The sequence below is a fragment of the Lacinutrix sp. MEBiC02595 genome, assembly GCF_053601555.1.
In genome coordinates this window covers 515,214-529,638 of record NZ_JBSHNU010000243.1, presented here as the reverse complement: position 1 = coordinate 529,638, position 14,425 = coordinate 515,214, and the positions used below count along the sequence as shown (strand labels likewise).

Here is a 14,425-nt window from a genome sequence, read left to right as displayed (position 1 = left end):
AGACCTATGAAAAAAATAATTATACTTTTTAGTATTTCTCTAGTTTTAATCGCCTGCAAAAGCGAATCTAAAGACAACGGAAAACTAAACATCGTTACCACCACAACCATGATTACAGATTTGGTTAAAAATATAGGTGGCGATCATGTAAATATTCAAGGTTTAATGGGTTCTGGAGTAGATCCGCACTTATACAAAGCCAGTGAAGGAGATGTATCTAAATTGGTAAATGCAGATATTATTTTTTATAGCGGATTACATTTAGAAGGAAAGCTTGTTGAAGTACTTGAAAAAATGGAGAGCACGAACAAAACAACCATAGCGCTTTCTGATGCTTTAGACAAAAATACACTTATAGGTTCTGAATATTTTGCCTCCAATTACGATCCACATGTCTGGTTTGATATTAATTATTTTGAGAACTTTGCTAAAAAAGCAGCTGCTGTTTTATCTGAAAAAGATCCAGAAAACGCTAAAAATTATGAAGTAAATAAGAATGCCTATATTTTGAAATTAGAAGCACTTCAAAAGAACATCAAACAAACAATAAGTACGCTTCCAAAAGAAAAAAGGATATTAGTAACGGCGCACGATGCATTTAACTATTTTGGGAAAGCTTACGGATTTGAGGTTGTTGGTTTACAAGGTATATCTACAGCAACGGAAGCAGGCGTACAAGATGTACAAAAATTAGCTGCATTTATTATCGAAAGAAAAGTAAAAGCTATTTTTGTAGAAAGCTCTGTACCAAAACGTACTATTGAAGCTTTGCAAGCATCGGTAAATTCTAAAGGACACCAAGTTACTATTGGAGGCACTTTGTATTCGGATGCTTTAGGAAATGACGGAACTGTAGAAGGGACATACATTGGTATGTTTGAGTATAATGTGAATACAATTGTGAATGCTTTGAAATAGTATACAGTTTTCAGTCACTGTTTTCAGTGCTTACTCGATGGAATACAAAATATAATTAGAATAAATTCCTTCCCTTTTTTTAAGGGAAGGTGGATTTAAGCTTCCGAAAAAGCTTAAAGACGGAAGGGTTTTAAAAACTAGTATTAATGAAAAACAATTCAGAAGAAAATATAAAAAACAAAAATCCTAATCAGGAGACTCCTGCCTTCGCAGGAGTGTTAGCAGTAAAAGTAGACGATTTAACCGTTGCTTACAACTACAAACCTGTACTTTGGGATATTGATTTAGAAATACCCGAAGGTGTTCTTATGGCTATTGTTGGTCCAAATGGCGCAGGAAAATCCACACTAATAAAATCTATTTTAGGAATTTTAAAACCCATTGCAGGAAGCGTAACTATTTATGGCAAACCATACGACAAGCAACGTAAACTAGTAGCTTATGTACCACAAAAAGGAAGTGTAGATTGGGATTTCCCAACTACTGCTTTAGACGTGGTGATGATGGGAACTTATGGTAGCTTAGGATGGATCAAACGTCCGAGACAAAAGGAAAAGAAAGCAGCTTTGGAAGCCTTAGAAAAAGTAGGAATGCTTTCGTTTAAAGGAAGACAAATTAGTCAGCTTTCTGGCGGACAACAACAGCGTATATTCTTAGCAAGAGCATTAGTACAAAATGCTTCTATTTATTTTATGGATGAACCTTTTCAAGGTGTAGATGCAACTACCGAGATTGCAATTATCAACATTTTAAAAGAATTACGAAAAGCAGGTAAAACAGTAATTGTTGTACATCACGATTTACAAACGGTTCCGGAATATTTTGATTGGGTAACGTTTTTAAATGTGAAGAAAATTGCCACAGGACCTGTGAAAGATATTTTTAACGATGATAATTTAACTAAGACTTACGGGATTAACTATAAAGTAAGTGTTCAGAAATAAATAGTAAGCAGTAAATAGTTAGCGGTGCGCAGTCATCAGTTGGCAGTACTTACTCGGATGAAAAACAAAAAAATGCAGTATGAAGTGGCAGTCGGCAGTGTTTACTCGATTAAATAAAAGGATGTCACTTCGAGTGATTTGTGAAGCGTGAGCAAATGGTATCGAGAAGTCATTTAAAGTTCTCGATACCATTCCGAAGAAAAATCGGAATCACTCGAACTGACAAAAAAACAAATATAATTAGAAACAATTCCTTAAAGAGATTAAAGACGGAAGGGTTTAGAAACAACTTAAGACTAGAAATAAACAGATTGCCTCGACTTAAAAGTCTCGCAATGACATAAAATATAGAATCATCGACATAACAGAATATTTTTCATTAGTCTTTACAGACTACACACTAAGAACCATCACACTTGGCACAGCACTTTTAGGCGCTGTTACAGGAATGCTTGGTAGCTTTGCAGTATTACGAAAACAAAGTCTTTTAGGCGATGCGATTTCGCATGCAGCGTTACCAGGAATTGCAATCGCTTTTTTAATTACTGGCGCAAAGGATAGCAACACTTTATTATTAGGCGCTTTAGTTAGCGGGCTTGTTGGTACCTTTTGGATTCGAGGAATAATAACCAAAACCCATTTAAAAAGTGATACTGCTTTAGGTTTAATATTATCTATATTTTTTGGTTTCGGTATGTTGCTTTTAACTTTTATTCAGAAACAACCCAATGCAAACCAAGCAGGTTTAGACAAGTATTTATTTGGTCAAGCCGCAACCTTAGTAGAAAGTGATGTTTGGCTGATGGCAATAGTAACAGGGATTTGTCTCTTTGTACTATTACTTTTCTGGAAAGAATTTAAACTCTTACTTTTTGATGCAGACTACACGAAAACACTTGGTTTCAACACCAAGTTCATAGACATTCTTATTACCACTTTTATTGTTTTAGCTATTGTTTTAGGACTACAAACCGTTGGTGTTGTACTTATGAGCGCCATGTTACTTGCTCCCGCAGCTGCAGCAAGACAATGGACAAACAGTCTTAGTGTAATGGTATTTCTAGCTGCAATTTTTGGAGCTTTTTCAGGCGTCTTTGGAACCGCTATTAGCGCCAGTCAAAACAACCTTTCTACTGGCCCAGTAATTGTATTAGTTGCTGCCGTATTTGTTGCATTCTCCTTTATATTTTCTCCAAGTAGAGGTTTGCTTTTTAAACAAATTCGATTAATAAAAAATAGACGCGATTTAGAGCTACATAAAACATTAGCTTTCATGCATCATATCGCAGAAACGCATGAAAACATTTCACATCCGCATGCCATTAAACTATTGAATAATTTTCAAGGTTTCACAAAAAAAACACTGCAGAAGTTAGTGGAGAAAAATTACGCTACAATTAGTGGTTCCATGTGGAGCTTAACGGATTTAGGGTTTAAAACCGCTGAAAATTTATACACTAAACAAGAAACGAAAGATGAATAGTGCGCAAATAGAAATACAACTTATTGCAAGCTTAGTAGCTATTGCTTGTGCTATTCCTGGTACTTTTCTTGTCTTAAGAAAAATGGCAATGATTAGCGATGCTATTAGTCATTCTATTTTACCGGGAATTGTAATTGGGTTCTTTATTACACAAGACCTCAACTCGCCTTTATTAATTTTACTAGCTGCCTTTACCGGAATTATTACGGTGGTTTTAGTTGAGTATATTCAGAAAACAGGATTAGTAAAAGAAGACACTGCCATTGGTTTAGTTTTTCCTGCACTATTTAGTATTGGTGTTATATTGATTGCAAAAAATGCGAATGATGTACATTTAGATGTTGACGCTGTGCTTTTGGGCGAATTAGCCTTTGCTCCTTTTGATAGACTTACCATTTCTGGAGTAGATGTTGGTCCGAAATCCTTATGGATTATTGGTACTATTTTACTTATAACTATTGGCTTACTTATCGCTTTTTTTAAAGAATTAAAACTAAGTACTTTCGATAAAGGTCTTGCTGCATCCTTAGGTTTTTCACCAGCAATAATACATTATGGTTTAATGTCTGTAGCATCGGTAACAACCGTTGGTGCTTTTGATGCTGTTGGCGCTATTTTAGTAGTTGCACTAATGATTGCTCCTGCTGCGACCGCATATTTACTAACCACAGACTTAAAGAAAATGCTTTGGCTTGCCGTTGGTTTTGGTGTATTAAGCGCTATTTCTGGTTACTGGTTTGCACATTGGCTAGATGCATCTATTGCCGGATCTATAACCACCATGTTAGGCTTAATATTCTTAATCGTGTTTTTATTTGCTCCGAGTAAAGGAATAATTGCTGTTATGTATAGAGAAAAGCAGCAACGTGTAGAAGTGTCATTATTAACTTTCCTATTGCATTTAAAAAACCATACCGAAGAACGAGAACGTCACGTAAATCATTTACAAGAACATATTAATTGGCAAAAAGTAAGAGCACGAACAGTGTTAGACTTGGCGTTAAAAAACAATATGATTGTTTTAGATAAAAACATAGTATCCCTTACCGAAAAAGGGGATGCTTTTACTTCTAAAGCTATTGATTACATTATCACAAATGAAGATGCACAGATTGAAGATATGAAAGATGACTTCTTCTTATTTAGAGGTTAATAGATCTATATAATCAGAATTCAAAAAAAAAAAAACAGCTACACACTGAAAGCTTCTTTATTTAATACCGACTTTTACATCTCTAAATAATACTCATGAAAATATTTGAATACCTGACAGGAAAAGAAGGAATGATGATTCTTGGCTTAATTGTTTTAGTAGTCTTTTTTATTAGAAAATGGAAGGAAAAGCGCTACTTTAAGAGTGTTGAAAAACGAATTAAAAACAAAAAAACGAATTAAAAACTACGTTCTTTTTGCAACTGCTCGTATGCTTTTTGTATTTGTTTAAATTTTTCCTCTGCTCCTTTTTTATGTTCTGCACCAAGATGTTCTACTTTATCTGGATGGTATTTTTTAGCCATAGTACGGTAGGCTTTTTTAATTTGGTCTGTAGTTGCCGGTTTGGTGTTATCTAAAAACTTATGAGTACTATTACTTCTAGAATGATTGTCTTTTCTTTAAACAGTTAATTTTGATGAGAACAGTCGAACTTATCGTTGAGTAAGACAAATCTATTTTTAATATTCAACATTAATTTTTCATCCTTATATCATTGTAATTATCAAATATAAAGGTTAAATTTGATTAACAACTTTTGATAAAATGACAACTATTTATTTTTTAGATACTATAAAAACTTCTTTGGGGTTAGTTTTGTCATTATCTTACTTACACGACGATATTTTTTTAAAAAATTCAAAAGAGTTTATTAATTAATCCCTGTTACGACTCAAAACAGGGCTACTCTTTTTAGTATCAAATTTTTAACCTTAATTTTCTTTTAAATCTACTTTTAACACTCAAAAATGCACCTCTTTACGCTGTGTTCTTTTTTTGAATGTTTGAGTCACAACTACATTGTAATTAGAAGGAAGTTTTCAAAAAAAATATTATGTCAGAAAATGTAATTTTAACAACAGGAATATATGATATGATTAAAGATCATATCCGAAGAAAAAAAGTAACGAAACAAGAAGAAGAACTATTAGTTTTAGAATTAAAAAATGCTAAACAAGTACTTCGACGAGACTTACCAAGTAATATAGTTACGGTAAACCGACGTGTAAAAATTAAAGATCACACTGTAAATAAAGAACAAGAATATATGTTTGTTCCAACCAATAAAGCCAACAACAAAAAAAGAAAATCATCTATTTTATGTGATATTGCCGTTGCAACAATTGGACGACAAGTAGGGGATATAGTTACTTGGCCTTTTAAGGATGGAGAAAGAAAACTAGAGATTTTAATGGTTGAAAGTATGTAACGTTTTTTTTTACAAAAAAAGAGTTCTTGTAAGATACAAGAACTCTTTTTTATTTCTATAAACTAAAGATTTAAAAACCACGTTCTTTCTGAAGTTGCTCGTATGCTTTTTGTATTTGTTTAAATTTTTCTTCGGCTCCTTTTCTATGTTCCTCTCCTAAATGTGCTACTTTATCTGGATGGTACTTTTTAGCCATGGTACGATATGCTTTTTTAATCTCAACAACAGTTACCGTTTTTGTGATTTCTAAAATCTTATATGCATTCTCGCTACTGTTATAAAACATCGCTTTAATACTGTTATAATCTCGAGAGCTTATTCCTAGATATCCAGCGATGGTAAAAATGGTTCGCTCTTCATCTTCGGTAACCATATCGTCTGCTTTGGCGATACCAAATAGAAAATGCATTAATTGTAAACGAGATGCATGATCCATCATTTGTTGAATCTGACTACAAACTTGACGTAATGGCACCGTTTGACTACTAATACCTTTAAAAAGTTTAAATGCTTTGTTCGCTCTGTCTTTTCCGTACATGCTAACAAATTGATTACGCACAAAGTCCAATTCTCTTTGGTCTTGCACTCCATCTGCTTTTATTACTACAGATGCCAGAATAAGTAAGCTTACTTCAAAATCACCAGAAGTAGTTTGTGATCTACGTTGTTGTTGTGTTCTATAATTTGGTCTTTGTTGCGTACTTCCTCTTTCAAAATCTCCTTGACCAATTGTAAATCCTTTACCTGAAGATAATGTATCTACAAAACTACCAAGTGCTAAACCTATAATGGCACCTATTGGCCCTCCAAAAGACCATCCTAAAGATGCTCCAATCCATTTTCCGAAACTCATGTTTTTATTTTTAAAGTTCAAAGATACTACTTGTTAGTTATAATATGTGTGGTTTTGTTACAGAAACCCTTTTGCATATTCGTGACATCTCCTCTTTAAAATACGGGAAGTAAAACTAAAATTGAAAATGCCGTTGTTCGCGTTAAGGATAGAAACGACATCCTTTTTTACTTTTTTGTAAAAAAGATATAGTGTATAGCCTGACCTTATGACACCATAAGTGTAATTGCCATTAGTTATTTATATTTAGCATTATAAAATGGTTCTTTTTAGCTAATTCGTCAAAATAAAAACAAACCATAGCTATTGCTATGCTTGATTTTTCTTTTTTGCCTAAACTAAAAACTCCTAATTTTCTTTAACACTAAATATAAAGAACTACTGTCATAAGGTAACGCCATAATAATTATTGCACGGTTTTTGATTATCTTTGTATAGAAATAATTATTAAACATAAAATTACAAGATATGTATCCAGCAGAATTAGTAAAACCAATGCGTGAAGATTTAACCAACGTAGGTTTTGAAGAATTACACACAGTTGCAGATGTGGATGCAGCTATTGCAAAAGAAGGAACAACTTTAGTGGTTGTAAATTCAGTTTGCGGTTGTGCTGCAGCCAATGCAAGACCAGGAGCTAAAACTAGTATAAAAAACGCAAAAAGACCAGACCATATTGTAACGGTTTTTGCAGGAGTGGATAAAGAAGCAGTGAATAAAGCTCGTGAATATATGATCCCTTTTCCTCCAAGCTCACCATGTATGGCTTTGTTTAAAAACGGAGAGTTAGTACATATGCTAGAACGTCACCATATTGAAGGTAGACCTGCAGAAATGATCGCAGAAAATCTTATAGATGCGTATAACGAGCATTGTTAGTAGCCTTTTAACATTATATGTTAAAAGTTAAAGTTACACACAAACTATTACAATTAAACCACGTTTTATAGACGTGGTTTTTTTATTTTTGGAGTATTACATTTTAACAAAAAAAATGAGAAAACTTATAGCATATCCATTATCTTGTATCTACTATCTTTTTTTCGGATTAACATTAGCAGTGTTTCATCCCATACAATGGTTTTGTTTCAATGTTTTTGGATACAATGCGCATAAAAATAGTGTAGATGCTTTACAGTTTTGTCTTATGCGATGTGTAAATATTTTAGGCTCAAGACATTCGTTTTACAATGCCTATCCCTTAGATAATTCGCAACCTGTACTGATCGTTTCGAACCATCAAAGCATGGCAGATATTCCACCATTGATGTGGTATTTTAGAAAGCATCATGTTAAATTTGTAAGTAAGAAGGAATTAGGAAAAGGTATTGCTAGTGTTTCTTATAACCTGCGTCACGGAGGTTCTGTTTTAATAGATAGAAAAAACCCAAGGCAATCTATTGTGGCCATTCGTAAATTTGGAGATTATATAGAATCTACAAAACGGGCAGCAGTTATTTTTCCGGAAGGCACTAGAAGTCGTGATGGAAAACCAAAACCTTTTCAAACTAAAGGTCTGGAAACGCTAATAAAATACATACCAAGTGCTATTATAATACCAGTCACTATTAATAACTCATGGAAAAACTTACGCTATGGTAAGTTTCCTTTAGGTATAGGAAATCACTTAACTTTTACGGCACATAAACCAGTTAAAAAAAGTGATTTTGAAACGACGGAATTATTGCTAGAGCATATTGAAAAAACAATAAAAAACAGTATTAAACTATAAAATTATGTCCACAAAAAATGTAAGATTAGAAGTGATGTCGTTTTTAGAAAAAGACATAGAGTCCTTAATTCAAAAATATCTAATTCCGGTAGATACCATTTGGCAACCATCTGATTTTTTACCAAATAGCGAAGGCGATAATTTTTTTGAAGAAGTAAAAGAAATTAGAGAGCTTTCTAAAGAATTACCTTATGATTTCTGGGTAGTTTTAGTTGGTGATATGATAACAGAAGAAGCCCTACCAACCTACGAATCCTGGTTAATGGATGTGGAAGGTGTAGATCAAGTAGGAAGAAATGGTTGGTCTAAATGGGTGAGACACTGGACCGCAGAAGAAAATAGACATGGTGATGTGTTAAACAAATATCTATATCTTTCTGGACGTGTTAATATGAAAGAAATTGAAAAAACCACGCAGCATCTTATTGCAGATGGTTTTGATATTGGTACCGATAGAGATCCGTATAAAAACTTTTTATATACCAGTTTTCAAGAACTAGCTACCTACATTTCTCATAATAGAGTCGCTAAAATGGCGAAACAGAAGGGAAATAAGCAACTCTCTAAAATGTGTAAAATTATTTCTGGAGATGAAATGAGACACCATCATGCATACTGCGAATTTGTAGAGCGTATTTTTGCTGTAGATCCTAGTGAAATGATGCTTGCTTTTCAATATATGATGAAGCAAAAAATTACCATGCCTGCGCATTTTTTAAGAGAATCTGGAAACAAAATAAGTTCCGCTTTTGAAGAGTTTTCTAATACAGCACAACGTATTGGTGTATACACCGCTGCAGATTATGTAGATATATTGGACAAACTTATTATCCGTTGGGAAATTGATAAGGTTTCCAATCTAACCGATGAAGCTGAAAAAGCTAGAGATTACCTGATGAAGCTTCCTTCTAGAATGATTCGTATCGCAGATCGTATGAAAGTTCCTGAAAACTCTTTCCAATTTAATTGGGTAGAACCTGCAAAATTATAGAAGTATATGAATACTGAAATCCTCATGGAAGCCACAAAAGCATTTGTAAAAGAAACGCTTAAAGATGCCGAAGGTGGCCATGATTGGTTTCACACCCTAAGGGTTTTTAATAATTCTTTACTTATTTCTAAAAAAGAAAACGTAGATGTTTTTGTAGTTTCATTAGCTGCCCTTTTACATGATATTGCAGATAGCAAATTTCATGGCGGAGATGATGCGGTAGGACCAAGAGTAGCACGTGAATTTCTATTTAAAGAAAATGTACCTTCTGAGGTTATCGAACATGTTGTAAACATTATTGCAAACATGTCCTTTAACAAATCCTTAGAAGGTGCATTAGCTTTTACTTCTAAAGAACTAGAAGTTGTACAAGATGCAGATCGATTAGATGCCATTGGCGCTATTGGTATTGCGCGCTGTTTTAATTATGGCGGATTTAAAGACAGAGCACTTTATAATCCTGAAATTACGCCGAATTTAAAAATGAGTACAAAAGAATATAAACAATCTACTGCTCCTACAATTAATCATTTTTACGAAAAACTACTATTGCTAAAAGATAAAATGAATACAAAGACTGGCCAAGAAATTGCGCAAGAAAGACACCACTATATGGAAGGTTTTCTAACCCAATTTTATGCCGAATGGCATGGTGAAAAGTAAGTTTGAATTCTCTTTTGCAATTTCTAATGCAGTACTTCTATTCCGGTATTTTTATTGAATTATTAATCGCATTTCATTTCTATATTTCGAGGCGCTCTTTCCTATTACTTCATTGAACACCTTATTAAAATGTGAAAAATTATTAAAACCACATTCAAAACAAATATCGGTGATACTACTTTGACTTTCTGTTAAAAGCTTTGTTGCATAAAATATACGACACTCATTAACAAACTGTGTAAATGTCTTTCCTGTAACTTTTTTAAAATACCTGCAAAACGCAGGAACCGTTAAATTTACATGACTTGCAATTTCATCTAAAGTAATATGTTCTTGATAATTTTTATTAACGTATTTAAAAATCTTATCTACTTTATTACTGTCTTGTGGTTGGGTTTCAAACATATGCCCATTTTCGTTAAGCAACACATAGTCTGCACTTAATGCCAACAATTCTAATATCTCTAAAAGCTTTGTTACGCGTTTTATGCCTTCATATTTTGGTAACTTCTCTATTTTTGGACCAACAATTCTCTTTATTTCTGGTTTGAATAAAATTCCTTTTTTAGCGCGTTCTATTAACTGCAAAATGTTTTTCATTTCTGGCAGCTTATTAAACAAATCACCCAAAAACTCCGGATGAAATTGCACCATTGTTTCTTTCCCTTTAGAAGTTAATCGATCTGTAAATCCATTGTGCGGTAAATTAGATCCGATTAAAATCAATTGACTATTATTAAAGTAAGAAAGGTGATTACCAATATGCCTTCTCCCTTTTCCTTTATTAACATATACTAATTCTAATTCTGGATGAAAATGCCAGAAAGCTTCGCTTCGTTTTCGCTTCTTGGTTTTTTGAATAGCGGTAATAGAACTACCAAAATCCGGCGTAATTTTTCTAAATGTAGGTTTTAACTGCAAAATATTTTTTTGATATTAAATACGCTACAAATTTACAAATAATAAAAATTTTAGCATGTGTTAATTTACCACTATTATATACTATTTTAACATATAACGTTTTCGCAACAACCTACAAGGTTAAAATAGCATAGATAGTTGTAAAAATAGATGTTTAATAGACTCTCCTTTGCTTATACCTTTGTCCACATAATAATTAAACCCAAATGGTTATGAAAAAATTCATACAAGAAACAAAAGCCCAAGCAATACGCTTTATTACTATAATAGTAATAGCCAACAAAGTGATCAACTAAGAACCAATTTAATTACCGTTGTTTTAATGAAACAACGATTAGGAATATATATAACAAGAAAAGATTATGAAAAAATTAATAAAAAACACCTTAGTACTAGTAGTATTATTTACTGCTTTACTAGCAAACGCAAATGCACCTTTAAATAATTTAAAGGATGCAAAAAGAACAACTCTAACATTAAAAGATGTTAAACAAGGAGACGAACTTATCATTAAAAATGCCTACGGAATTATTCTTTACAAAGAAGTAATTAAAAATTCTGGTAATTATATAAAAGGATTTGATTTAACAGAATTACCAAAAGGAGATTACTTTTTCGAATTAAACAAAGATTTTATAATTAAAATAATTCCTTTTAATGTTTCAAATAATTCAGTTGCATTTAAAAATGACAATGAATCTACAATTTTTAAACCTTTGGTTAAAAACAAAGAGAACAAAGTGTACATCTCTAAACTATCTTTAAACTACCAACCTTTAAAAGTGGAAGTTTATTATGAAGATTTAGAAAGCAATAACTATAATTTAATCTATTCTGAAACCCTAGAAAATTCAAATAATATAAATAGAATTTTAAATTTAGATATAGAGAAAAAAGGAAACTATAGAATAGTAACAAAAACCGAAGGAAGAACATTTGTTGATTATATACAGTTTTAGTTAGATTTATATAATACTTCTTCAGTTTTCAAAAAGCGAGCATTTATGCTCGCTTTTTTGTTTTACACACTTCCGTTTAAATATTAAACTTAAAGCGCCCCATACTTTTAAAACCTTAGGTATTTAAGTAAGATTACAAGAAGCTTTGTGTGTGCTATATTATCAAAATTATATTCCATATTAACAGATAATATTTTATAATTCAAATAGTTGAGTTAAAATAGTATATATAGTTGCAAAAATAGCTGTTTTACAAACTCTCTTTTCATTATAACTTTGTCCGTATAATCATTAAACCTATAAGATTATGAAAAAATTAATGAAAAGCACTTTAGTATTAGTAGTACTATTTACTACTTTACTAGCAAACGCAAATGCACCACTAAACATTTTAAAGGATGCAAAAAGAACAACCTTAACATTAAACGATGTTAAAAAAGGTGACGAACTATTAATTAAGAATACGTACGGAATTATTCTCTATAATGAGTTCATTCAGAATTCTGGAGATTACACCAAAGGATTTGATTTAACAGAATTACCAAATGGGGATTACTTTTTTGAATTAAACAAAGATTTTAAAATCGTAATAATTCCTTTTCAGGTTGCTAACAACATCGTTGTATTTAACAAAGAAAAAGGATCTACAATCTTTAAACCTCATGTTAGAAATAAAGAAAACAAAGTGTACATCTCTAAATTATCTTTAAACCAAGAACCTTTAGACATTAATGTTTATTACGAAGACGCAGAAGGTGATATCTTTAACTTAATTTATTCGGAAACCATTATGGACGACTCTAAAAATATAAGTAGAGTATTAAGTTTAGACCAAAAACTAAAAGGAACATATAAGATTGTTACAAAAACAGAAGGAAGAACATTTGTTGATTACATACAGTTCTAGTTAGATTATATAATATCAACGTAAAAAAAAAGCGAGCATTTATGCTCGCTTTTTTTGTTTAAAATACTTTTGTTACTCTGTAAAAATTTAGATTTTTATTTTAAGAAATCTTTTTTGTTCCCCAGAATCACCAAAAATAATTATGTTTCCTTCAGCATCTATAATATTGTCTTCTGTATGAAATAGAATGTCTAAATCTTTGTCTTCGTATATTTTTTTATAATTTGACTTTCCGTTTTCATCTAAAATAACACAATAGATAGCAGATTTATCTCTTTTGAATTTCCCAAATTCAACCACGCCATTTTTTGATTCTTTTATTTTTGGAGAAGCATTAAAAAAGTAATATAGTTTGTCATTCCTAAATACAGAACCATAGGATGCATGTACAGTATTAGCAACATCAAAATAAGTATCCGCCTGCTCTTTAATTATATTTTTAGCCCAAGTTAATTCACCATTATTGTTCATTTTAATTGAAATAATATCATCATAGAGATAAGTTATTCCTGTATGCTGACCATATTTATCTAGTTGTTCTTCTGCAGCTAAAATAATATTACCATTATCTTGCATGTAACCAGCATTAATATTCAAATCTTTAAGCCCTTTATCCGATTTTTTACCAAGTTTTTCAATAATAAAATCATCTGAAAATTGAGCAAAACTACTTTTTTCTATACTTAGATTTTTAATATTTATATCAAACCTACATACTCCATTTGATTTTTCTTCCTTGTCTTTTCCATAAAAACCAACATAAGATAAATTATTTCCTTTTCTAACTGGCACTAAAGATTTAACAAAGTTATTGTTTGTTTGTAAATCTACTTTTTCTTGTCCATTATTAGTTAGCTTAAAGAGTTCATAATGATAGTTTACTTTATCGTCTTTTATTAATTTTCTAGTATTATTTTCAAAAACTTTACCTAATAAAAGAATGGAACCGTCTGTGTCATCTACATTAACACTTTGAAAATCAAAAAATACATCTGGAATGTTTTTCTTGAATGTGTACTCCTTTACTTGTTCGAATTTCTTATTAAAAACAAAAACTTTATGTGTTGCTTCTTCTTCATTTTTAATATCAAAAATCAAAGCACTATAGTTTTTGTTTTCAGAGAAATATACAGTTCCAAAAGAATTAGGATCATATGTTTTAGATGAAGCGTACAAAGACATAGATAATTTTTGATCTTTCCCTGATGAGCATAAATGCTTCTTTTCAAACTTCATGGATTCAATAGTAGATGATAATAAATTAAACTCATATGCATTTGTTGCTTCATCCAAACCAAACATAATCATATTAATTACACCATTATCTATAACAATATTGCTTGAAGCATTATCTATTTTCACTCTATTAGTTAATTTCAAATCACTATCATAATGCTCTATATAGTAGGCTTCCGCATTTGATCTAGAGTGCACATGAAATGTTCTTACAATTACAAGACCACCATTTCCATCATCTTCAGAAGAAACTATTTGTGTCCAATTTGTTTGATCTTTAAAGACAGGTCCTTCAATAATATTGTCAAATTCATTTTGTCCAAAAGTTAAAATACTTGTAAATAAAATTATACTTGTAATAAGTAGTTTCCTCATATGTGTTTTTATTAAATATAT

General features: G+C 31.5%; 15 protein-coding genes and 1 pseudogene. 12 read left to right on the top strand and 4 right to left on the bottom strand.

Annotation, left to right across the window (positions count from 1 at the left end):
• The first annotated feature begins 6 nt into the window (after positions 1-6).
• The 5 genes from ACVCZW_RS15985 to ACVCZW_RS15965 all read left to right on the top strand — a co-directional run bounded on the left by ACVCZW_RS15985 (position 7) and on the right by ACVCZW_RS15965 (position 4,740).
• Positions 7-918: a metal ABC transporter solute-binding protein, Zn/Mn family gene (locus tag ACVCZW_RS15985; protein ID WP_452232879.1), complete on the top strand. Its 912-nt coding sequence runs from the start codon at positions 7-9 to the stop codon at positions 916-918.
• Positions 919-1,064: 146 nt separating this feature from the next.
• Complete coding sequence (locus ACVCZW_RS15980; RefSeq protein WP_452232878.1) at positions 1,065-1,862, top strand: metal ABC transporter ATP-binding protein; 798 nt, start codon at positions 1,065-1,067, stop codon at positions 1,860-1,862.
• Between the two features lie 355 nt (positions 1,863-2,217).
• A complete protein-coding gene (locus tag ACVCZW_RS15975) occupies positions 2,218-3,345 on the top strand; it encodes a metal ABC transporter permease (RefSeq protein WP_452231168.1) in 1,128 nt (375 codons plus the stop codon).
• Positions 3,338-4,498 (top strand): metal ABC transporter permease, encoded by a 1,161-nt coding sequence (locus tag ACVCZW_RS15970; RefSeq protein WP_452230685.1) that lies wholly within the window; start codon positions 3,338-3,340, stop codon positions 4,496-4,498. The genes ACVCZW_RS15975 and ACVCZW_RS15970 overlap by 8 nt, the downstream gene beginning before the upstream one ends.
• A 95-nt stretch (positions 4,499-4,593) precedes the next feature.
• Positions 4,594-4,740 (top strand): hypothetical protein, encoded by a 147-nt coding sequence (locus ACVCZW_RS15965; RefSeq protein WP_452230684.1) that lies wholly within the window; start codon positions 4,594-4,596, stop codon positions 4,738-4,740.
• Here ACVCZW_RS15965 and ACVCZW_RS15960 read toward each other — a convergent pair.
• Positions 4,737-4,916, bottom strand: a pseudogene (locus ACVCZW_RS15960) (DnaJ domain-containing protein); the annotation flags it as partial. The gene ACVCZW_RS15965 and the pseudogene ACVCZW_RS15960 overlap by 4 nt on opposite strands.
• A 476-nt stretch (positions 4,917-5,392) precedes the next feature.
• On the opposite strand from ACVCZW_RS15960, the gene ACVCZW_RS15955 reads away from it, so the two are divergent.
• Positions 5,393-5,767 (top strand): GreA/GreB family elongation factor, encoded by a 375-nt coding sequence (locus ACVCZW_RS15955; protein WP_452230683.1) that lies wholly within the window; start codon positions 5,393-5,395, stop codon positions 5,765-5,767.
• A 70-nt stretch (positions 5,768-5,837) separates the two neighbouring features.
• Here the strand turns inward: ACVCZW_RS15955 and ACVCZW_RS15950 are convergent, their stop codons facing one another.
• The gene (locus ACVCZW_RS15950; protein WP_452230682.1) at positions 5,838-6,620 is read right to left on the bottom strand and encodes a TerB family tellurite resistance protein; all 783 of its coding nucleotides are present in this window, start codon (positions 6,618-6,620) and stop codon (positions 5,838-5,840) included.
• A 468-nt stretch (positions 6,621-7,088) separates the two neighbouring features.
• Between ACVCZW_RS15950 and ACVCZW_RS15945 the strand changes: the two genes are divergently transcribed.
• The 4 genes from ACVCZW_RS15945 (at position 7,089) to ACVCZW_RS15930 (ending at position 10,006) form a co-directional block, all read left to right on the top strand.
• Positions 7,089-7,499: a BrxA/BrxB family bacilliredoxin gene (locus tag ACVCZW_RS15945; protein ID WP_452230681.1), complete on the top strand. Its 411-nt coding sequence runs from the start codon at positions 7,089-7,091 to the stop codon at positions 7,497-7,499.
• Between the two features lie 115 nt (positions 7,500-7,614).
• A complete protein-coding gene (locus tag ACVCZW_RS15940; protein WP_452230680.1) occupies positions 7,615-8,352 on the top strand; it encodes a lysophospholipid acyltransferase family protein in 738 nt (245 codons plus the stop codon).
• Between the two features lie 4 nt (positions 8,353-8,356).
• The gene (locus ACVCZW_RS15935; RefSeq protein WP_452230679.1) at positions 8,357-9,343 is read left to right on the top strand and encodes an acyl-ACP desaturase; all 987 of its coding nucleotides are present in this window, start codon (positions 8,357-8,359) and stop codon (positions 9,341-9,343) included.
• A gap of 6 nt (positions 9,344-9,349) precedes the next feature.
• Positions 9,350-10,006 (top strand): HD domain-containing protein, encoded by a 657-nt coding sequence (locus tag ACVCZW_RS15930; protein WP_452230678.1) that lies wholly within the window; start codon positions 9,350-9,352, stop codon positions 10,004-10,006.
• Positions 10,007-10,057: 51 nt separating this feature from the next.
• Here ACVCZW_RS15930 and ACVCZW_RS15925 read toward each other — a convergent pair whose 3' ends face one another.
• Positions 10,058-10,930: an AraC family transcriptional regulator gene (locus ACVCZW_RS15925; RefSeq protein WP_452231167.1), complete on the bottom strand. Its 873-nt coding sequence runs from the start codon at positions 10,928-10,930 to the stop codon at positions 10,058-10,060.
• A gap of 359 nt (positions 10,931-11,289) precedes the next feature.
• Here ACVCZW_RS15925 and ACVCZW_RS15920 point away from each other — a divergent pair, with 359 nt between their 5' ends.
• Together ACVCZW_RS15920 and ACVCZW_RS15915 are read left to right on the top strand one after the other, a co-directional pair.
• The gene (locus tag ACVCZW_RS15920) at positions 11,290-11,886 is read left to right on the top strand and encodes a hypothetical protein (protein WP_452232877.1); all 597 of its coding nucleotides are present in this window, start codon (positions 11,290-11,292) and stop codon (positions 11,884-11,886) included.
• Positions 11,887-12,193: 307 nt separating this feature from the next.
• On the top strand, positions 12,194-12,793 hold the full coding sequence (locus tag ACVCZW_RS15915; RefSeq protein ID WP_452232876.1) for a hypothetical protein: 600 nt from the start codon (positions 12,194-12,196) through the stop codon (positions 12,791-12,793).
• Positions 12,794-12,880: 87 nt separating this feature from the next.
• Here the strand turns inward: ACVCZW_RS15915 and ACVCZW_RS15910 are convergent, their stop codons facing one another.
• Positions 12,881-14,404 carry a hypothetical protein gene (locus ACVCZW_RS15910; protein ID WP_452232875.1) on the bottom strand — a complete coding sequence of 508 codons (1,524 nt, stop codon included), beginning with the start codon at positions 14,402-14,404 and terminating at the stop codon, positions 12,881-12,883.
• Positions 14,405-14,425: the final 21 nt, after the last annotated feature.

Coding starts and splice junctions, on each gene's coding strand:
- ACVCZW_RS15985 (WP_452232879.1), top strand. CDS start 7: ATGAAAAAAATAATTATACTTTTTAGTATTTCTCTAGTTTTAATCGCC.
- ACVCZW_RS15980 (WP_452232878.1), top strand. CDS start 1,065: ATGAAAAACAATTCAGAAGAAAATATAAAAAACAAAAATCCTAATCAG.
- ACVCZW_RS15970 (WP_452230685.1), top strand. CDS start 3,338: ATGAATAGTGCGCAAATAGAAATACAACTTATTGCAAGCTTAGTAGCT.
- ACVCZW_RS15965 (WP_452230684.1), top strand. CDS start 4,594: ATGAAAATATTTGAATACCTGACAGGAAAAGAAGGAATGATGATTCTT.
- ACVCZW_RS15955 (WP_452230683.1), top strand. CDS start 5,393: ATGTCAGAAAATGTAATTTTAACAACAGGAATATATGATATGATTAAA.
- ACVCZW_RS15950 (WP_452230682.1), bottom strand. CDS start 6,620: ATGAGTTTCGGAAAATGGATTGGAGCATCTTTAGGATGGTCTTTTGGA.
- ACVCZW_RS15945 (WP_452230681.1), top strand. CDS start 7,089: ATGTATCCAGCAGAATTAGTAAAACCAATGCGTGAAGATTTAACCAAC.
- ACVCZW_RS15940 (WP_452230680.1), top strand. CDS start 7,615: ATGAGAAAACTTATAGCATATCCATTATCTTGTATCTACTATCTTTTT.
- ACVCZW_RS15935 (WP_452230679.1), top strand. CDS start 8,357: ATGTCCACAAAAAATGTAAGATTAGAAGTGATGTCGTTTTTAGAAAAA.
- ACVCZW_RS15930 (WP_452230678.1), top strand. CDS start 9,350: ATGAATACTGAAATCCTCATGGAAGCCACAAAAGCATTTGTAAAAGAA.
- ACVCZW_RS15920 (WP_452232877.1), top strand. CDS start 11,290: ATGAAAAAATTAATAAAAAACACCTTAGTACTAGTAGTATTATTTACT.
- ACVCZW_RS15915 (WP_452232876.1), top strand. CDS start 12,194: ATGAAAAAATTAATGAAAAGCACTTTAGTATTAGTAGTACTATTTACT.
- ACVCZW_RS15910 (WP_452232875.1), bottom strand. CDS start 14,404: ATGAGGAAACTACTTATTACAAGTATAATTTTATTTACAAGTATTTTA.